The organism is Kitasatospora sp. NBC_00070, from assembly GCF_045041205.1.
Taxonomy (GTDB): Bacteria; Actinomycetota; Actinomycetes; order Streptomycetales; family Streptomycetaceae; genus Kitasatospora.
This window is the reverse complement of sequence record NZ_CP108247.1, coordinates 6465044-6484121: the sequence shown is the minus strand read 5'-3', so window position 1 is coordinate 6484121 and position 19078 is coordinate 6465044. Positions and strand designations below refer to the sequence as shown.

General features: G+C 73.0%; 19 protein-coding genes. 4 read left to right on the top strand and 15 right to left on the bottom strand.

Annotation, left to right across the window (positions count from 1 at the left end; translation table 11 throughout):
* Positions 1–91: 91 nt before the first annotated feature.
* The 5 genes from OHV05_RS29465 to OHV05_RS29445 are packed head-to-tail and all read right to left on the bottom strand — an operon-like array spanning position 92 to position 5789.
* Complete coding sequence (locus tag OHV05_RS29465; protein WP_405020373.1) at positions 92–1072, bottom strand: ABC transporter ATP-binding protein; 981 nt, start codon at positions 1070–1072, stop codon at positions 92–94.
* The gene (locus OHV05_RS29460) at positions 1069–2067 is read right to left on the bottom strand and encodes an ABC transporter ATP-binding protein (RefSeq protein WP_405020372.1); all 999 of its coding nucleotides are present in this window, start codon (positions 2065–2067) and stop codon (positions 1069–1071) included. The genes OHV05_RS29465 and OHV05_RS29460 overlap by 4 nt, the downstream gene beginning before the upstream one ends.
* Positions 2064–3053: an ABC transporter permease gene (locus OHV05_RS29455; protein ID WP_405020371.1), complete on the bottom strand. Its 990-nt coding sequence runs from the start codon at positions 3051–3053 to the stop codon at positions 2064–2066. The genes OHV05_RS29460 and OHV05_RS29455 overlap by 4 nt, the downstream gene beginning before the upstream one ends.
* On the bottom strand, positions 3050–4039 hold the full coding sequence (locus OHV05_RS29450) for an ABC transporter permease (protein WP_405020370.1): 990 nt from the start codon (positions 4037–4039) through the stop codon (positions 3050–3052). Before OHV05_RS29450 ends, OHV05_RS29455 begins: the two co-directional genes overlap by 4 nt.
* Before the next feature lie 13 nt (positions 4040–4052).
* Entirely contained in the window at positions 4053–5789 is a 1737-nt protein-coding gene (locus OHV05_RS29445; RefSeq protein WP_403031790.1) for an ABC transporter substrate-binding protein, read from the bottom strand.
* A 258-nt stretch (positions 5790–6047) separates the two neighbouring features.
* On the opposite strand from OHV05_RS29445, the gene OHV05_RS29440 reads away from it, so the two are divergent.
* Complete coding sequence (locus tag OHV05_RS29440; RefSeq protein ID WP_405020369.1) at positions 6048–7490, top strand: aminopeptidase P family protein; 1443 nt, start codon at positions 6048–6050, stop codon at positions 7488–7490.
* Positions 7491–7549: 59 nt separating this feature from the next.
* On the top strand, positions 7550–7921 hold the full coding sequence (locus OHV05_RS29435) for a MerR family transcriptional regulator (RefSeq protein WP_403031796.1): 372 nt from the start codon (positions 7550–7552) through the stop codon (positions 7919–7921).
* Here OHV05_RS29435 and OHV05_RS29430 read toward each other — a convergent pair.
* The 4 genes from OHV05_RS29430 to OHV05_RS29415 all read right to left on the bottom strand — a co-directional run bounded on the left by OHV05_RS29430 (position 7900) and on the right by OHV05_RS29415 (position 11565).
* Complete coding sequence (locus OHV05_RS29430; RefSeq protein ID WP_405020368.1) at positions 7900–8931, bottom strand: nitronate monooxygenase; 1032 nt, start codon at positions 8929–8931, stop codon at positions 7900–7902. The genes OHV05_RS29435 and OHV05_RS29430 overlap by 22 nt on opposite strands.
* Positions 8928–9614, bottom strand: coding sequence for a TetR/AcrR family transcriptional regulator (locus OHV05_RS29425; protein ID WP_405020367.1), 687 nt, complete (start codon positions 9612–9614; stop codon positions 8928–8930). Before OHV05_RS29425 ends, OHV05_RS29430 begins: the two co-directional genes overlap by 4 nt.
* 104 nt (positions 9615–9718) lie before the next feature.
* Positions 9719–10351, bottom strand: a complete 633-nt coding sequence (locus OHV05_RS29420) for a response regulator (protein ID WP_403031805.1) — start codon at positions 10349–10351, stop codon at positions 9719–9721.
* Positions 10348–11565, bottom strand: a complete 1218-nt coding sequence (locus tag OHV05_RS29415; RefSeq protein ID WP_405020366.1) for a sensor histidine kinase — start codon at positions 11563–11565, stop codon at positions 10348–10350. Before OHV05_RS29415 ends, OHV05_RS29420 begins: the two co-directional genes overlap by 4 nt.
* 178 nt (positions 11566–11743) lie before the next feature.
* On the opposite strand from OHV05_RS29415, the gene OHV05_RS29410 reads away from it, so the two are divergent.
* Positions 11744–12814 (top strand): FtsX-like permease family protein, encoded by a 1071-nt coding sequence (locus tag OHV05_RS29410; protein ID WP_405020365.1) that lies wholly within the window; start codon positions 11744–11746, stop codon positions 12812–12814.
* A complete protein-coding gene (locus tag OHV05_RS29405) occupies positions 12811–13506 on the top strand; it encodes an ABC transporter ATP-binding protein (protein WP_405020364.1) in 696 nt (231 codons plus the stop codon). Before OHV05_RS29410 ends, OHV05_RS29405 begins: the two co-directional genes overlap by 4 nt.
* Here OHV05_RS29405 and OHV05_RS29400 read toward each other — a convergent pair.
* The 6 genes from OHV05_RS29400 to OHV05_RS29375 form a co-directional block, all read right to left on the bottom strand.
* Positions 13503–14090 (bottom strand): Uma2 family endonuclease, encoded by a 588-nt coding sequence (locus tag OHV05_RS29400; protein ID WP_405020363.1) that lies wholly within the window; start codon positions 14088–14090, stop codon positions 13503–13505. The genes OHV05_RS29405 and OHV05_RS29400 overlap by 4 nt on opposite strands.
* Before the next feature lie 96 nt (positions 14091–14186).
* On the bottom strand, positions 14187–14849 hold the full coding sequence (locus OHV05_RS29395) for a hypothetical protein (protein ID WP_405020362.1): 663 nt from the start codon (positions 14847–14849) through the stop codon (positions 14187–14189).
* A gap of 90 nt (positions 14850–14939) precedes the next feature.
* Positions 14940–15653 carry a GntR family transcriptional regulator gene (locus tag OHV05_RS29390; RefSeq protein ID WP_405020361.1) on the bottom strand — a complete coding sequence of 238 codons (714 nt, stop codon included), beginning with the start codon at positions 15651–15653 and terminating at the stop codon, positions 14940–14942.
* Between the two features lie 69 nt (positions 15654–15722).
* Positions 15723–16622 (bottom strand): ornithine cyclodeaminase family protein, encoded by a 900-nt coding sequence (locus OHV05_RS29385; RefSeq protein WP_403031816.1) that lies wholly within the window; start codon positions 16620–16622, stop codon positions 15723–15725.
* Entirely contained in the window at positions 16622–17653 is a 1032-nt protein-coding gene (locus OHV05_RS29380; RefSeq protein ID WP_405020360.1) for a proline racemase family protein, read from the bottom strand. The genes OHV05_RS29385 and OHV05_RS29380 overlap by 1 nt, the downstream gene beginning before the upstream one ends.
* Complete coding sequence (locus tag OHV05_RS29375; RefSeq protein WP_405020359.1) at positions 17650–19038, bottom strand: aldehyde dehydrogenase family protein; 1389 nt, start codon at positions 19036–19038, stop codon at positions 17650–17652. The genes OHV05_RS29380 and OHV05_RS29375 overlap by 4 nt, the downstream gene beginning before the upstream one ends.
* Between the last annotated feature and the right edge of the window lie 40 nt (positions 19039–19078).

The window sequence follows — 19078 nt, the reverse complement described above, 5'->3', positions numbered from 1 at the left end:
CACCGAGTGGGGCGGTGCGTGGAGCTCGCGCCGCCGCCGCGTGGGACGAGGGTGTGCGGCGGCGGCGCGGAGGAGGACCGACGGGGGAGCGTCAGGCCTCGGGGAAGTGGCAGGCGGCCTGTCGGCTGCCACCCGCCGGGGTGATCTGGAGCAACGGCCGCTCGGTGCGGCAGATCTGCTGCGCCTTCGGGCAGCGCGGGTGGAAGGTGCAGCCGCTCGGCGGGTTGGCCGGGCTCGGCGGGTCGCCGAGCAGCACGATCCGTTCCCGGGAGCGTTCGGCGGCCGGGTCGGGCAGCGGGACGGCCGAGAGCAGCGCCTTGGTGTAGGGGTGCGCCGGGTTGGCGTACACCTCGCGCTGGTCGCCGATCTCGACGATCCGGCCCAGGTACATCACCGCGACCCGGTGGCTGATGTGCTTCACCACGGCCAGGTCGTGGGCGATGAAGACGTAGGCCACGCCGAGTTCGCGTTGCAGCCGCTCCATCAGGCCGACGATCTGGGCCTGGATGGAGACGTCCAGGGCGGAGACCGGCTCGTCCGCGACCACCAGTTCGGGGCGGGTGGCCAGCGCTCGGGCGATGCCGATCCGCTGGGCCTGGCCGCCGGAGAACTGGTGCGGGTAGCGGTCCAGGTGCTCCGGGGCGAGGCCGACCAGCTGGACCAGGTCGCGGACCTCACGGTTGATCTCGGCGGCCGGGGTGTCCTGGGCGCGCAGCGGGGCGGCGATGATCTGCTGGACGGTCTGCCGCGGGTTCAGCGAGGCGAACGGGTCCTGGAAGATCATCTGGAACTTGCGGCGGAGCGGCCGCAGTTCGCGCTGCGTGGTCCGGGTGATGTCCTTGCCCTGGAAGGCGACCTGACCGGCCGTCGGGTCGAGCAGCCGGACCAGCATCCGCCCGGTGGTGGACTTCCCGCAGCCGGACTCGCCGACCAGCCCGAGCGTCTCGCCGGGGCGGACCTCGAAGCTGACGTCGTCGACCGCCTTGATCCCGGCCCGGCGGCCGAGGCCGGAGCGCGGACCGGGGAAGGTCATCCCCAGGCCCTCGACGGTGAGCAGCGGTTCGGTGGTCATGACGTCACTCCGTCGAATCGGCAGGCGTTGCGGTGCCCCTCCGCCACCAGGCGGAGCAACGGGCGCTCCGCGGTGCAGAGTTCACTGGGCTTCGCGGCGTAGACCGGGCAGCGCGGGTGGAACGCGCAGCCGGCCGGCGGGGCGAGCAGCGAGGGCGGGCTGCCGGGGATCGAGCGCAGGCTCTCCCCCTCGACCGCGTCCACCCGGGGCAGCGAGTCCAGCAGCCCCCGGGTGTACGGGTGCCTGGGGGTGGCGAACAGCGCGTCGGCGGAGGCCTGTTCGGCGGCGGCGCCGCCGTACATCACCAGCACCTCGTCGGCCACCCGGGCGATCACCCCGAGGTCGTGGGTGATCATCACGATGCCGAGGCCGCGGTCCTGCTGGAGCTTCATCAGCAGCTCAAGCACCTGGGCCTGGACGGTGACGTCCAGTGCGGTGGTGGGCTCGTCCGCGATGATCAGGTCCGGCTCGCAGGACAGCGCGAGGGCGATCATCGCCCGCTGGCGCATGCCGCCGGAGAACTGGTGCGGGTGCTCGCCCGCCCGGCGGGCCGGCTCGGGGATGCCGACGTCGCCGAGCACCTCGACCGCCCGGGCCAGCGCGGCCTTGCGGGTGCCGCCGTGGTGCTCCCGGTACGCCTCGGCGATCTGGTCGCCGATGGTGAAGTACGGATGCAGCGCGGTCAGCGCGTCCTGGAAGACCATCGCCATCCGGCGGCCGCGCAGCTTGCGGACGGTCTCGTCCGGGGCGCCGAGCAGTTCGGTGCCGTCGAACTTGACCGACCCGGTCACCTTGGCACTCCGGTGCAGGCCCATCACGGCCAGCGAGGTGACGGACTTGCCGGAGCCCGACTCGCCGACGATGCCCAGGGTCCGCCCGCGCTCGACCGTGAAGTCGACGCCCTTGACGGCCTTGACCACGCCTTCGGCGGTGTTGAACTCGACTTCGAGATCGGTGACTTCGAGCAGTGGTGCGCTCTTGCTGGGGGTTGTCACGACAGCCTCGCCCTCGGGTCGATCCAGGCGTAGACCAGGTCCACCACCAGGTTGGAGGTCACGATGAAGAAGGAGGCCAGCAGCGTGACGCCCATGATCACCGGTTGGTCGGACTTGTTCAGCGAGTCCGCGAACAGCTTGCCGACGCCCGGCAGGCTGAACAGCGACTCGGTGATCAGCGCTCCGGCGAGCAGGCCGCCGAGGTCCATCCCGAGCATGGTGGCGATCGGGGTCAGCGCGGGTCGCAGCCCGTGCTTGGTGACCACCCGGCGCTCGCGCAGACCCTTGGCCCTGGCGGTCCGGACGAACGGCTCCTCCATGGTCTCGATCACCGAGTTGCGGGTCATCCGGGCGTACAGCGCGGCGAACAGCAGCGACAGGGTGATCCACGGCAGGATCAGGTTGCGCACCCAGCCGACCGGGTCCTCGCCGAAGGCGATGTACCGGGGCAGCGGCATCAGGCCCAGCACCGTGACCACCAGGTAGAGCAGGATCATCGCGGTGAAGTAGACCGGCAGCGCGGCGATCCCGATGGTGCCGATCATCACGGTGCGGTCCACCCAGGTGTTCCGCTTCAGCGCGGAGACCACGCCGGCCGAGAGGCCGAGCACCAGCCAGCAGACCGCCGCACCGAGGGCGAGCGAGGCGCTGACCGGGAACCGGTCCATCATCAGGTCCCAGACCGGCTGGGCACTCTGGAAGGAGTAGCCGAAGCAGGGGAAGTTGCACTGGACCGCGTACTGGCCGCTGCCGAGCGTCTGGCCGGCGAAGATGCCGATCAGGTAGCGGCCGAACTGGACCGGCAACGAGTCGTCCAGGCCCATCTGCTGACGGACCATCTCGATCCGGTCGGTCGAGCAGTCCTTGCCGCAGAACTGGGCCGCCGGGTCGGCGGGGAACAGGTAGAACACCGCGAAGGTCAGCGCGCAGATCACCACCAGGGTGGCCGCGATGCCGAGCAGCCGGCGGATCAGGAATCCGATCACGACTTGCCGCCCTTCGGGTCCAGGGCGTCGCGCAGCGCGTCACCGAGCAGGGTGAACCCCAGCACCACCAGGAACAGGCAGGCGCTCGGCAGGATGAAGAACATCGGATCGACCTTGTAGTAGAGCACCGAGTCGGCGATCATCTGCCCCCAGGACGGCGTCGGGGGACGGACGCCCACGCCCAGGAAGGTCAGCGCGGCCTCGGTGCCGATCAGGCCCGGGATGGCCAGCGTGATGTAGACGATGATCGTGCCGGACAGGTTGGGCAGGATCTCGGTGAGCAGGATGCGACTGCTCCTGGTGCCGCTGGCGCGGGCCGCCTCGACGTACTCGCGGTGCTTCAGCGAGAGGGTCTGGGCCCGGATAACCCGGGCGATGTACGGCCAGCTGAAGACGCCCATCACGATGATCAGCAGCATGACCCGGTTGACGTTCCGGGCCACCGAGAGCAGCGCGATCATGAAGATCAGGCTGGGGAAGGACATCATGACGTCCATGAACCGGGAGATCGCGGTGTCGATCCGGCCGCCGAAGTAGCCGGCCAGGATGCCCAGGGTCACCCCGATCAGGGTGATCATGATCGCCGAGGCGAAGGCGACCAGCAGACTGATCTGGGCGCCGTAGAGCAGCCGGGCGAAGATGTCCCGGCCGAGCATCGGCTCGACGCCGAGCCAGTGTTCGGGGCTCATCCCGCCGAAGCTGCCCTTGGGCAGGCCGCCGAGGTAGGAGTTGATGGCCCGCTTGTCGGTGTCCGCCGGGCCCGTGCCGCTGATCGCGGTGAGCACCGGGGCCAGCAACGCGGCCAGGATGAAGAAGACGATGATGCCGAGGCCGGTGAGTGCGGCCTTCTGGCGACGCAGCCGGTGCCAGGCCAACCGCCAGGGAGAGGCGGGCTGTTGATGACGGTCGGCGGTGGAGACGGGGGCAGCGGGACTGGCCGCCGCCCCCGCTCCCTCGGCCGCGGCCGGAGAGAGCGGGGCGGTCATGGGGAACTCCCGACTACTTCGCGGTCTTCAGGCCGATGACGGCGAAGTCGAGCTGACCGGCCCACACCGGGTGGGCGAAGGCGCCGGCGATGTTGGAACCGACCAGCAGCGGCTTCTTGGCCCAGACCAGCGGCACGGCCGGCGACTTGTCCATGATCTTGGCGTCCAGCTCCAGCCACGCCTTGTTGGCCTGCTGGACGTCGCTCATCGCGGCGATCCGGTCCAGGTCGGCGATGGTCTCCGGGTCGTTGAACCGGGTGACGTTGCCCTGGTTGCCCTTGTCCTTGATGGTGCGGCCGTCGAAGATCATCGGCAGGAAGGTGGCGGCCGACGGGTAGTCGGGGCACCAGCCGCCGATCGAGAGACCGGGCTGCTTGGTCTTGTCACCGGTGATCGAGCTGACCGCGGTCGGGTCGACCGTGGTGATGGTGATCTCGACGCCGACCTTCTTCAGCGCGGCCTGGATGGCCTCCGCCTGCTGCTTGCCACCGGTGGAGGTGACCAGCTCGGTGGCGAAGCCGTTCGCGAAACCGGCCTCGGCCAGCAGCGCCTTGGCCTTCGCCGGGTCGCCGCCCGGCTTGATCAGGAAGTGGTCGACCGGCGCGCCCTGGGTGAGCACCGGCGGCAGGTAGGTGGTGGCCACGTCGGTGAACGCCGGGCCGCCCTGCGCGGCCGCGAAGGCCTCCTTGTCCACCGCGTACTGCATCGCGAGGCGGACCTTGGCGTTGTCGAACGGCGCCTTGGTGTTGTTCATGTCGAGCTTCGTGGTGCAGCCCGCGTTCTCCGAGATCAGCCGCTTCTTGATCTCCGGGTTGGTGAGCACCTCGCTGATCTTGGAGGGCACCAGGTCGACGTAGGAGATCGCGCTCTGGTCGTCGCCCTGGTCGGCGATCAGCCGCTCGGCCACACCGGTGCCCTTGAGGGTCTGGTCCACCACGATCTTGTCCGGGTACGCCTTGCGGACCGTGTCGCTCTTCGGGTCCCAGTTGGTGTTGCGGACCAGCACCATGCGCTTGCCGCGGTCGTACGACTCGATCTTGTACGGGCCGGAGGAGACCGGGTGGTTGCTGTAGTTGGCACCGGCCTCCTTCGCCTTCGGCACCGGCGAGAAGGTCGGCAGCGTGACGGTGTAGCCGAACTCCGCGACCGGGCGCTGGAGGTGGAAGACGATGGTCTTGTCGTCCGGGACCTCCATCGACTCCTTGCCCAGGCGCTGGCCGGCCAGCGGGCCCTTGTAGTCGGCCGGGGCGACCAGGTAGGTCCGGGCGTAGTCCGGGCCACCGGGCAGCTCGGGCGAGTAGGACCGCTCGACGTTGTACTTGATGTCGTCGGCGACGATCGGCGTGCCGTCCTCGTACTTCAGGCCGTCCTTCAGCTTGAAGGTCCAGGTCTTGCCGCCGTCGCTCGACTGGCCGAGGTCGGTGGCCAGGTCGGGCTCGATCTTCAGACCCTCGGCGCCCGGGGCCGCCTTGAAGGTGGTCAGGGTGCGGTAGAGGGTGCGGACGCCGAAGTCCATCACCGGCATGGTCCAGTTACGGGTCGGGTCCAGCTGGTCGAAGTCGACGTTCGACAGCAGGTTCAGGGTGCCGCCCTTGACGGGCGTCCCGCCGATGATGCCGTTGCCCTCGGTGGTGACACCACCCTGGTTGCCGTCGTCGCTGCTTCCGCCGGTGCTGGTACACGCCCCGAGGCCGAGGGTGAGTGCTGCCGCGATCGCCGCTGCAAGGGCGGCATGGGTACGCCTGGTCATAGTGCAACTCCGCAGTGGGAGGCCACAGTTGCGGCCTTGGTTCGCCCCGGGGCTGATCCGGGGCCACCGAGAGGGCGACCGCTGGGGTCTAGCCGCTCCAAGGTGTGACCCGTAACATAGTAATGTGAAATTGCACTGGCAAGGGATCGGGCGGCTCGTTACCGAGCTGTGTCCGGTAACCGCTCCAACTCCCGCCCCACGCAACGACATCAACACCACTGAATCCGGACAGACCACCCCGCCGAAGGAGTCGCAGACGTGACCACCGCCCCCCGCCCGCTGAACACCGGCAGCCACGACCTGCCCGTCTCCGCCGCCCTGGAAGCCTTCATGGGGACCGGCTGGGCCACCACCCCGCTGCCCGCCGGCGACCGGGTGCCCGGCTACGCCGTGATGCCCGGCCGCCGGGCCCGGCTCGCCGCCGCCTTCCCCGGCGAGCGGCTGATCGTCCCGGCCGGGCAGTTGAAGGTGCGCAGCTACGACTGCGACTACCGGTTCCGCCCGCACAGCGCGTACGCCTGGCTCACCGGCCTGACCGGCGAGGACCAGGTCGGCCACGTGCTGGTGGTCGAGCCGAACGGCGAGCCGGTGCTCTACCTGCGCCCGCGCTCGCCGCGCGGCGGCGGCAGCCCGTACGGCTCCGAGTTCTTCCGGGACCGCCGCTACGGCGAGTTCTGGGTCGGCCGCCGCCCCGACCTGGACGAGGCCGAGCAGCTCACCGGCATCCGGACCGCCCACCTGGACGACCTGGAGAAGCTGCTGACCGGCAGTCAGCCGGTCACCCGGCTGCTCGGCGGGGCCGACCCGGTGCTGGAGGCGCTGTTGCCGACCGCCGTCGACACCGCGCTCGCCTCCACCCTCTCCGAGCTGCGGCTGGTCAAGGACGCCTGGGAGGTCGAGCAGCTCCAGCTCTCGGTCGACGCCACCACCGCCGGCTTCGAGGACGTGGTCCGCGCGCTGCCCGCCGCCTTCCGGCACGGCCGGGGCGAGCGCTGGCTGGAGGGCACCTTCAACCTGCGGGCCCGCGCCGAGGGCAACGGCACCGGCTACGAGACCATCGTCGCCTCCGGCGCGCACGCCTGTGTGCTGCACTGGATCCGCAACGACGGCGCGCTGGACCCCTCGAAGCTGCTGCTGCTGGACGCGGGCGTGGAGGTCGACTCGCTCTACACCGCGGACATCACCCGCACCATCCCGCTCAGCGGCACCTTCTCCCCCGTCCAGCGGCAGGTCTACGAACTCGTCCTGGCCGCCCAGGAGGCGGGCATCGCCACCCTGCGCCCCGGCGCCAGCTTCCGGGACTTCCACCGGGCCGGCATGCGGGTGATCGCCGAGGGCCTGGCCGACTGGGGCGTCCTCAAGATCTCCGCCGAGGAGGCGCTCCAGGAGGACAGCGGCCTGTTCCGCCGCTACACCCTCTGCTCCAGCGGCCACATGCTCGGCCTGGACGTGCACGACTGCGCCAAGGCCCGCGCCGAGACCTACCTCGACGGCGTCCTGGAGGAGGGCCAGGTGCTCACCGTCGAGCCCGGCCTCTACCTGCAGCCCGACGACGAGACCCTCCCCGCCGAACTCCGCGGCATCGGCGCCCGGGTGGAGGACGACCTGGTGATCACCGCCGACGGCGCCCGGCTGATGTCCGGCGCGCTCCCCCGCACCGTCGCGGGCATCGAGGAGTGGATGGGCACCATCCTCGGCTGACCGTCCGTCAGGCGGAACGGGGCTGTCCGGCCCGTTCCGCCCCGGGTGATGATGGCGGCATGACCACAGCTGCGTATCTGACGCCCGCTCAGGCGGTCGAGGAGTCCGGGTTCAGCCTGGACACCCTGCGGTACTACGAGAGGATCGGGCTGCTCGGCGACGTGCAGCGGTCGGCCAGCGGGCACCGGCGGTTCAGCGCCGAGGACCTGGCCTGGCTGGGTGTGCTGCGGTGCCTGCGGGACACCGGCATGCCGATCTCGGAGATGCTGCACTTCGCGCAGCTGGTGCGGTCCGGGGACGGCACCTTCGCCGACCGGCTGACGCTGCTGGCCGCGCACGACGACCAGGTGGAGGAGCAGATCGCCACGCTGCGCCGGCGGCAGCAGGTGATCCGGGACAAGATCGCCTACTACCGCGCGGCGTTGGCCTGAGCGAGCAGTTCGGCGGTCAGGTCCGCGGCCGGACCGGTCCTGGCCCGCCGGTGGCCGGTACCCGCCCAGAGGTGCATCGCCGTCAGGTCGCCCCGACGGGTGGCGGCCGCGCGCAGCGGGCGGGTCAGGTGGTGCACCTCGGGGTAGCCGACCGGGGCGTAGGGCTCGTACCGGTCGATGAAGGCGTTCCGCAGCCCCCTGGCCGGGCGCCCGGTGAAGGCCCTGGTCACCGTGGTGCCGCCGCGGTGGCCGACCAGCGCCGCCCGGTGGTTGGGGTCGGCCCCGGACTCGTCGGTGCGCAGGTACGCCGTGCCGAGCTGGGCGGCGCTCGCGCCCGCGCGCAGGGCGGCGGCGATCCCGGCGCCGTCCATCAGCCCGCCGGCCGCGATCAGCGGCAGCGGGGTCACCTCCCGTACCGCGGCGAGCAGTTCGGCCAGCGACCGGGCGTCCGGCACCGCCGCCTGGCGGTGGGTGCCCCGGTGGCCGCCCGCCTCCGGGCCCTGCACGCAGAGCGCGTCCATCCCCAGCAGGGTGGCGGCCCTGGCCTCCGCCGGGGTGGTCACGGTGCCGATCTGGTAGCTGCCCGCCGCCCGGAACGCGGCGGCCTCGGCGGCCGAGGGCAGGCCGAAGGTGTACGAGACCACCGGCACCGGGTCGGCCAGCAGCAGCTCCAGCTTGGCCTCCCAGTCGTCCCGGTCCGGACCGGTCGACTCGGGGAGTTCGACCCCGTGCGAGGCGGCCTCCGGCCGCAGCCGCTCCCGGTAGGCGGCCACCGCCGCCGGATCGGCCGGCGCGTCCGGGACGAACAGGTTCACCCCGAACGGACAGTCCGTCAGCCGCCCGGTCACGCCGATCGCGGCGGCCAGCCCGGCGGCACTCAGGTATCCCGCGGGCAGCAGGCCGAGCCCGCCGCCCTCGTTCACGGCCGCCACCAGGGCGGGGGTGGTACCGCCGCCGGCCATCGGCGCGGCGGCGACCAGCGGCAGCTGCATCGGGGTGCTCCGGTTCATCGTGGTGCTCCGGTCAGGTCGGCGGTACGGGCCAGCGCGATCCGTCCGGCGGTGCAGCCCGCCAGCCGGAGGGCCGCGTCGGCGACCGCGGGGGCCACCTCGGCGGCGGTGCGGTCCGGGTGCTCCCGGGCGGCCGCCACCCCGCCCTCGACCAGGCCGAGCAGCAGGTCGGTGCGCAGCTCCAGCTCCGCCACCGGCGCCGACGGCTGCTCCAGCCGGGTCAGCAGCACGCCGTAGACCGCCCGCAGCTCCGTCCTGGCCCGGCGGAAGTCCAGGAACCGGTCGCCCCGCACCTCGGGCAGCCGGTAGAGCGCGACCAGGTTGTACAGGCCGCCGAACAGCAGCTCGGAGTCGTACCTGACCAGCGCCCAGAGCGCGGCCGCCGGGTCGGGCCCGGGCTCGGCGGCGAGCAGGTTCCGGCCGAACGCCAGCGAAGGTTCGACGGTGCCCTCCAGCAGGGTGGCGAGCAGGTCCTCCTTGTGGGCGAAGTAGTGGTACATCGACGCCTGCCGCAGCCCCGCCAGCTCGGCCACCGCCCTGGTGGTGGTCGCGGCGTACCCGTTCCGGGTGAACAGCGCGGCGGCTGCCGCCAACACCTGTTCCCGGCCGGACAGTTCGCTGTTCGACGGCCCGGCGGCGCGCGGCCGCCCCACCCGGGGCCTCGGGAACGCGGTACCTGACACCCGATGATCATCGCACAGCGCTCCGGCGCCCCGTCCGTCCCTGGACGAACGGCCTTCCCGGGCGACGGGCCGGGCGCACCGGAGCGGGCGCATCAGACCGGGCGTCAGGCCGGGCGGATCAGACCGCTCGTCAGGCCCGAGGCGATCGCGGCCGTCCGGCTGTCCACACCGAGCTTGTCGTAGATGTGCACCAGGTGGGTCTTGACCGTCGCCTCACTGATGAACAGCCGCTTGGAGATCTGCTTGTTGGCCAGCCCGAGCGCCAGCAGCTGGAGGATCTCCGCCTCGCGCGGCGACAGCGTCGGCCGCCCGGCCCGCACCCGCCCGAGCAGCCGGGCCGCCACCGGCGGCGCCAGCACCGTCTCGCCCCGGGCGGCGGCCCGCACCGCCGCCGCCACCTCCTCCGGCGGGGCGTCCTTGAGCAGGTAGCCCGTCGCGCCCGCCTCGACCGCCGCCAGGATGTCGGCGTCGGTGCTGTAGGTGGTCAGGATCAGCACCGCCGGCGGGTCCGGCAGCGCGGTGATCCGGCGGGTGGCCTCCACCCCGTGCATCCCGGCACCCATCTGAAGGTCCATCAGCACCACGTCCGGGCGCTGCTCGAGACCCTCCAGCACCCGCAGCGCCTCCGCGCCGTCCGCCGCCTCGCCGACCGCCGTCAGCTCCGGCAGGTCGTCCACCATCGCGCGCAGCCCGCGCCGCACCACCGGGTGGTCGTCCACCAACAGCACCCGGATCACTGCGCACCCGCCTCCGTCAGCACGGCCTCGGCCGTCTCGATCGTCCGCAGCGGCAGCGAGACCGCCACCACCGTGCCCTCGCCCGGCGCCGACTCCACCGTCAGCCGGCCGCCCAGCGCCGCGATCCGCTCCCGCATCCCGTGCAGGCCGAACCGCCGCCCCTCGCCCGAGGGCAGCGCCTGCGGGTCGAAGCCCACCCCGTCGTCGAAGACGTCCAGCGTCACCTCGTCGTCCAGGTAGGTCAGCGTCACCGCCACCGCCTCGGCCCGGGCGTGCCGGGCCGCGTTGGCCAGCGCCTCCTGGGTCAGCCGGAGCAGCGCGACCTCCGCCTCCACCGGCAGCGGGTACGGCTCACCGTCCAGGTGGAACACCGCGCCCTGCCCGTCGGCCAGCCGCCGCAGCGCCACGGTCAGCGTCACCCCGTCCAGCGCGGGCGGGGTGAGCGCCTGGACGAACCGGCGGGCCTCCGCCAGATTCGCCGAAGCCGTCCGCCCGACCTCGGCGATCCGCTCCCGGGCCGCGCCCGGGTCGGCCGGCAGCGCGGACTCGGCCGAGCGGGCCAGCAGCACGATGCTGGACAGGCCCTGGGCCAGGGTGTCGTGGATCTCCCGGGCCAGCCGCTGACGCTCCGCCAGCCGGCCGGCCTCGCGCTGGGTGGCGGCCAGCTCGTCCCTGGCCCGGACCAGGTCGTCGATCAGCCGCTGCCGCTCCCGGCTCTCCCGGTACAGCGCGGCGTACCCGTACGCGGTGAGCAGCGCGACCACCGCGCCCGCCACCGGGCCGAGCACCTTCGCCAGGGTCAGCCCGCCCTCGGTGCCGGCCTGCGCGGCCACCACCACCACGGTCAGCGCACCCACCGCGAGGACGGCCCAGCGCACCGGCATCAGGTGCAGGCAGACGAAGTACAGCGGGAAGGCGAGGTAGCAGAACTCGGGGTGCGCGAGCGTCAGACCGATCCAGAGCAGCAGCACCGCGCCCAGCCAGAGCCCGGCCCACAGCCGGGTGGTGCGCACCGGCGCGAACGCCCCGCCGCTCAGATAGACCGCCGCGAGCAGTATCGCGGTCAGCAGCGCACCGGGCCCCAGCCCGCCGTCGGCCACGCCCCGGGCCACCAGCACCACCAGCAGCGCCAGGAACAGGCCGTGCAGGGCGAGGTTCATCAGCCGCAGCGCGGGCGTGTTGCCGGCATGGCCGGGTGGTTCGGTACTGGTCACGCCTTCCGAGAGTACGGGGTGCGGGGCCCGGCTCCGCCCGGCACGGCATCAACCGTTCGATGGATTCCGGACTGCATCGCCCGCACGAGTGGAGTCCCCCTCCTCTCCCTGATGGCACGGGGCGGCCGCGCCGACAGGGTGGAGGAGTCGTCAGAACTCTCGTACCGGGAAGGCCACCGTGTTCGTCGCGCTCCGTGACATCCGCTTCGCCAAGGGGCGGTTCGCCCTGATGGGGGCGGTGGTCACCTTGATAACCACCCTGGTGGTCTTCCTCTACGGGCTGACCGGCGGGCTCGCCTCCGCCGCCTCCTCCACCGTCGCCGAGCTGCCCGCCGACCGGATCGTGTTCGGCGCCCCGGCCGGGGCCGCACCGACGGTCTCGTTCAGCAGCAGCACCGTCTCGCCCGCCCAGGCCGACGCGTTCGCCGCCGCCCCCGGGGTGGAGTCGGTGCAGCCGCTGGGCATCTCGATGACCCGGCTGACCGCCAGCGACTCGGCCGCCTCGGTCAGCGTGGTCGGGGCCCCGGCCGGGCTGCTGCCCCCGCTGGAGTCCGGCACCGCCCCGACGGACGGTCAGATCGCGGTCGGGGCCGACACCGCCGCCGAGTACCACCTGACGGTGGGTGAGCAGGTCAAGGTCGGCCCGCGCACCGTCACCGTCTCCGGCCTGACCGCCGAGCGCTCGTACGGGCACGCCCCCACGGTGTGGACCACGCTCGCCACCTGGGAGCAGGTCAGCGGCCAGAACCGGCCGACCGCGCTCGCGCTGACCGGCTCGGACGCGGACCTCGGCGCGCTGGACGCGGCGCAGGGCACCGAGACGGTGTCGCTCGACGACTCGCTGGCCGGGATCAACGGGTACTCCGCCGAGCAGGGCAGCCTGCAGCTGATCCAGGGCTTCCTGTTCGCGGTCAGCGCGCTGGTGGTCGGGGCCTTCTTCACGGTCTGGACGGTCCAGCGCAAGCCGGACATCGCGGTGCTCAAGGCGGTCGGTGCGAGCAGCGGCTACCTGGTCCGGGACGCGCTGGCGCAGGCCGCCGCCGTGCTGCTGGGCGGGGCGCTGCTGGGCGGCGCGATCGGCGGGGTGGGCGGGCTGCTGGCGGCCGCCGCCGTCCCGTTCGACGTCAGCGTGGCGAGTGTGGGCGTCCCGGTCGCGGTGATGGTCCTGCTCGGTCTGCTCGGCGCCGGGCTCGCCGTCCGCCGCATCACCTCCGTCGACCCGCTGGCCGCGCTGGGAGCCAACCGATGACCACCACCGTCCGTGCCACCCGCACCGGCCTCGCCCTGCACACCGTGACCCTCACCTACCCCGACGGCGAAGCCCGCCTCACCGCCCTCGACCGGGTCTCGCTCGCGGTCGCCCCCGGCGAGTTCACCGCCGTCGCCGGGCCCTCAGGATCCGGCAAGTCCTCGCTGCTCGCGGTGGCCGCCACCCTGCTCCGGCCGGACAGCGGCTCGGTGCTGATCGACGGTCAGGACGTCGGCGCGCTGGGCGAGAAGGCCCGCTCGGCGCTGCGCCGGGAGCGGCTGGGCATCGTCTTCCAGCAGTCCAACCTGCTCGCCTCGCTGACCGCGGTGGAACAGCTGCTGGTCCTGGAGTCCGTCCGCGGCGGCAGGCCCCGGGCCGCCCGCGAGCGGGCCGAGGCCCTGCTCGCCTCGGTCGGCCTGGACGCCTCGAAGCAGCGCCGCCGCCCGCACCAGCTCTCCGGCGGCGAACGCCAGCGGGTCAACATCGCCCGCGCCCTCTTCGGCGAACCCTCCGTCCTGCTGGTCGACGAGCCCACCTCGGCCCTCGACCACGAACGCGGCGCCCAGATCGTCGACCTGCTCGCCACCATCACCCGCGACCACGGCACCGCCACCGTCATGGTCACCCACGACCGCGACCTGCTGACCCGGGTCGACCGGGTGGTGGAGATGCACGACGGACGGCTGGTCTAGCCCTTCTCCCCGAGCACGCCGTCCACCGAGAGCGTCACCGTCGCCCCGATCGACTCGGGGAGTGTGAAGCTCTGGCCCCGGTGGTGGACGGCGTGCACGCGGTACTCGCCGTCGGACGGGTCGGTGAGCACCATGACCTTCTCGTTCTTGCGGTCCACCATGACGTAGACCGGGATGCCCGCTCCGGCGTAGGCGGCGGGCTTCCTCTTCAGGTCGTCGCTGAGGTTGCTGGAGGTCACCTCGAGCACCATCCGGAAGATCGCGGGGTCGTAGCAGTGGAACGCCACTCCGTGGTCGAGGTAGTCGGCATCCACAACGGCCAGATCGGGAATGGCGTAGTCCGAGGGCCCGTCCGGCAGCCACAGTCCGACAGCCTGAATGACCTTGCTCGCTTCCCCGTGCAACCCTGCGGCTCCGAGGGCGAGTACGAGATCCGTCAGGGAGACGCCGTGCGGGCCGTCAGCGGGTGGTGTCGCGGTGATCTGGCCCCCGATGATCTCGACCCGGTAACCGATCAGCTCGTCGGACATCCTGTCGGCGACCTCGAGCAACGTCGGGTGCTGCTCCGCTGCTGCTGCGGACACGGTTTCCTCCGGCTGGCCGGTGTCGAGAGCAACATCGTAGAACGCCGCCGCCCGACGCGACCTCGCGCCGGGCGATTCACCCGAACGGGAAACGCGTCAGGACACCGGGTGGCCGGCGGCGAGTTCGCCGTAGCCGCCGGTCTGCCAGATGCGGCGGCGGAACTCCTGGAGGGTGAGGGCTTGCGCGGGTTCGTCCGGGGTGGCAGGGAAGTGGGCCGTGCCGCAGCGGGCGCAGTACCAGGCCCGGGTCCAGAGCTCCTCGGCGACGGGGCGGCCGGCCAGGCGGTTGCGGAAGGCCGCCTTCTGGCGCCAGGCCAGGGCCAGCAGCAGCACCGCCGCGAGCAGGGCAAAACCGGAGATCCAGCCGAGGAATGCCAGGTCGGAGTCGGACGCCGGAGCCGACCGGCCGGTGTAGCCGAAGCCGGTGGCCGGGGTGGGGTCGTCGGAGAACCAGTGCCCGCCGGCGGCTCCGCCGATGAACGTACCGACGGCCACCAGCAGGGCCAGGGCACCGAGGCAGCCGGGCCCGGTGGCCTTCGGCTCCGGGGTCTCCGGCGCGGGCGCCAGCGCATCCGAGACGGCCGTGGTGACCGTCCGGGTCACCGTGGTCGACGTGCCCTCACTGTCCCGGTACGGGACCAGGATGCGGTCGCGCCCGGCCAGGTAGACGGCTGGGACGCCCTTGACCTCGTCCGTCAGGCCGCAGCTCGGGCAGGGCTCCAGGGTGTGCCCGGCTCTGCCGTCCTGTATCTCGTTCATCTGTCCCCCTGCAGGCCCCGGCCGGGAATCCGGCCGATGATCACCTGCGCAGACGCTGCAGGGGGGCGGGCGGTTGCGCCCGACGGGCCGTCAGCGCGCCCCGAGGCGCAGTGCCGGCTGCTGCTCGGCCGCCGCGGCCTCCACCCCGGCTGCCCAGAGCGAGCGGACGTGGCCGAGGTGTTCGGCCATGCAGGTCTCGGCGGCCTCGGCGTTGCCGGCGATCATCAGGTCGAGCAGGGTGAGGTGCTCCTCGGCCGAGGAGACCAGCTCGCCGCGCTGGTCCAGGCGGTTCAGGCCGTACAGGCGGGAGCGCTTGCGCAGGTCGCCGACCACCTCGACCAGGCGGGCGTTGCCGGCCAGGCCGAGCAGCGAGAGGTGGAACTGACGGTCCGCCTCCAGGTAGGCGATCAGGTCGTGCTTCCGGGCGGCCGCGACGATGGCGTGCGCCTCGGGGCGGAGCGCCTCGAGCTGCTCCCGGTCGGCGGTGCGGGTGACCCGGCCGATGGTGGGGACCTCGATCAGGGCGCGGATCTCGGTGTAGTCGTCGAGGTCGCGCTCGGTCAGCTCGGTGACCCGGAAGCCCTTGTTGCGGACCGCCTCGACCAGGCCCTCACGGGCCAGGTCGAGCATCGCCTCCCGGACGGGAGTGGCGGAGACGCCGAAGTCGGCGGCCAGCGCGGGCGCCGAGTAGACGACCCCGGGGCGGAGCTCGCCGGAGATCAGGGCGGCCCGCAGGGCGTGGGCGACCTGGTCGCGCAGGCGCTCCTGGACGGAGATGAGGGCGCGGGGCTTGAGGTCCGCCATGGTGTTCCTCCGGGTGGCTTAGCAGGACACCATTGTACAATGTCACGTTACGTTGATTTGTAAAACAATTCAGGCAGCATTGCCCGACTCGTACTGTGCCGCCGCCACCGCGAGGTCCTGCCAGGCCATCCCGACGCTCTTGAAGAAGCGCGGGCGATCCGTGGGAACAACTGCCTTGCCGTTGACCAGTTCTGACAGGTTAGCAAGCCTGGATCCGGCCACACCAGGGATCAGCAGGTCGCCCGCCTCCCGGAGTGCGACCGAACGCGCCTCCACGTACAGCGCCGCCCGGTCCACCAGCGCCGTGTCCACCTCACGGGCGGTCGGCTCGTGCGAGCCGACCGCCGCCACCGCCGCGTGGTCCGGCACCAGCGCGCCGTCGAACAGCGGCTCCCGCGCCGTGGTGCAGCAGACCACCAGGTCGGCCTCGGCCACCGCGCCGGCACCACCCGCCGCCGCGTCGAGCCCGAGCCCCCGGGCGTACGCCACCAGCGCGGCGACCGGCTCGGGCGACCGGCCGACCACGGTGACCCGGGTCAGCGGACGGATCGCCAGCAGCGCGTCCAGGTGCGCGTACGCCTGCGGTCCCGAGCCGAACAGCACCAGGTGCGCGGCGTCCGGCACCGCCAGCAGGCGCAGGGCCAGCGCGGTGACCGCCGGGGTGCGCAGCGAGGTGAGCGCGATGCCGTCCAGCAGCGCGAGCGGCTGCAGGGTCGGCCCGTCCAGCAGCAGGTAGCTGCCGGTGATCCGGGGCAGGCCCCGGGCCGCGTTGGCCGGGACCACCCCCGCGATCTTCACCCCCGCGTACGCGGTGTCGGCGGCCGGCATCAGCAGCAGCTCGCCCGCCGGGACGGGGATGTTGCTGCGGGCCGGGCACTCCTCCGGGTCGAGACCCTTGAGCAGCACGGCGGCCAGCGCGTCGACGGCCTGACCGGGGGTGAGGGTGAGCGGCAGCTGGGCGATGGTCATCAGAGCAGGAACCCCGTCCCGAGAGAGTCGGCCGGGTCGAGCAGGAAGCGGTGCTCGCCGGTGCGGTGGGCGGTGCCGGTGACCTCGGTGATCCATCCGTCGCGGTGCTCCGCGGCGAGCCGCCCGGTGAACACGCTACCGATGACCGACTCGTGCCGCAGTTCCTCACCCGGCGTCAGACGGCCCTCGTCGGCCAGCAGGGCCAGCCGGGCCGAGCTGCCGGAGCCGCACGGCGAGCGGTCGATCTGACCGTCCGCGAAGACGGTGACGTTGCGCTGGTTCGGGCCCGCCGGGGTGTCCGGCAGCTCCTCGTGGAGGATCACCCCGTAGACGCCGGAGAGCAGCGGGTCGGACGGGTGCCGGGTGGCCGGCTCGTCGGCCAGCGCGGCCCTGATCTCCCGCCCCACGGCGGTGAGTTCGGGCAGCGAGGCGGTGTCGACGGTCAGCCCGAGGTCGGCCGCCCGGACCGAGGCGTAGCAGGCGCCGGAGTGCGCCAGGTCGACCGCGACCGTCCCGCGCGAGGTGGCCACCGCGAGCTTGCGGGCGGTGACGGCGGTGGGCACGTTCCGGAAGGTGACCGCGGTGGTCCGGCCGCCGGTGCGGTGCACGGCGGCGCTCACCCGGCCTGACGGTACGTCGATCCGGACCCGTACGGTGCCGTCCGCCGGGGCGGCCACCAGGCCGGAGTCGACCGCCCAGGCGCCGAGCGCGATGGTGCCGTGACCGCAGGCGGTGGAGTAGCCGTCCTTGTGCCAGAACAGCACCCCGAGGTGCGCCTCGCTGTCGTCGGCCGGGACCACGAAGCCGCCGTACATCCCGGCGTGCCCGCGCGGCTCGCGGGTGAGCAGGCGGCGGATGTCGTCCAGCGCGCTGGGGCGCGGGGCGGTCGCGGTGCCGCCCGCGCCCAGCGCGATGGCGCGGCGCTCGGCGACGGTGTCGCCGGGGATCGGCGGCAGCCCGGCGGTGACGATCCGGAACGGCTCGCCGGCCGTGTGGTAGTCGACCGTGTGGACCGGCGTCAGCGCACTCATCGCGGTGATCCGGCCGGCAGCAGGGTGACGGTCCGCTCGGCGGTGTAGAAGTCGAGCACGGCCTGCCCCTGCTCGCGCGGCCCGTAGCCGGCGCCCTTGGCACCGCTGAACGGGACGTGGAAGTCCACGCCGCTGGACGGCGCGTTCACCCGGACCATGCCCGCGTCGAGCCGGTCGGCCACCGCCAGCGCGGTGTCCAGGTCCCGGGTGTGCACCGAGGTGGAGAGGCTGTGCCGGGTGTCGTTGGCCACCGCGATCGCCTCGTCCAGGTCGGCGGCGCGCAGCAGCACGGCCACCGGGCCGAAGAACTCCTCGGTGCGCAGCGGGTGTCCGGCCGGGACCTCCTCCAGCAGGGTCGGTTCGAGGAACCAGCCGTCCCGCTCGATCCGGCTGCCGCCCGCGAGCGCGGTGGCGCCGGCGGCGACGGCGGTGTCCACGGCCTCGGTCAGGCGGTCCAGCGCGGGCTCGTTGATCACCGGGCCGCAGACCTCGGTCAGCGCGGTCGGCTCGGCGATCGCGGCCAGCGCCTTGGCGAGCGCGGCGGCCAGCGGCTCGTACGCGTCGCCGACGGCGATCACCCGGCTGGTGGCGGTGCACTTCTGCCCCGCGTAGCCGGCGATCGCGGCGGCCAGGTGGGCGGCGGCCTGGGCGATGTCGGCGTCCGGCAGCACGATGGCGGCGTTCAGACCGCCCATCTCGGCCTGCACCGGGATGCCGCGCTCGGTGGTCGCGGCGACCACGGCCCGGCCGACGGCGGTGGAGCCGGTGAACGACACCACGTCGGCGGCCGCGACCAGCGCCGCCCCCTCCTCGCCGCCGCCCGGCAGCACGGTCAGCACGCCCTCGGGCAGGCCCGCGAGCTCGGCCAGCCGGAGCGCGCAGGCGGTGCCCTCGGGGGCCGGCTTGAGCACCACGGTGTTGCCGACCGCGAGGGCCGGGGCGGCCTTCCAGGTCGGGATGGCGAGCGGGAAGTTCCACGGCGTGATCAGCCCGGCCACCCCGTACGGGCGACGGCGGGTCAGCAGCAGGCCCGGCCCGGCGGCGGGCTCGTGCACGGCACCTGACGCGGCGTAGGGCGCCTGCGCGTAGTAGCGCCAGATCGCCACCGTACGGGCCACCTCGCCGCGGGCCTCGGCGTGCGGCTTGCCGACCTCGCGGACGATCAGGGTGGCGAGTTCGTCGGCATGCGACTCGACTGCGTCGGCGGCGCGGCCCAGCGCGGCGGAGCGGCCGCCGGCCCCGAGGGCCAGCCACCCGGCCTGGGCGGCGCGGGCCCGCTCGACGGCGGCCGTGGTCCCGGCCCCTCCGGCGGCTTCGACCTCGATCACGAGGTCGCTGGGATCGGCGGGGTTGTACGAGCTGACGCTCACTGGGAAACCTTTCATGTACTTGCACTACCCAGGGGCTCGGGGAACTGCGAGGAGA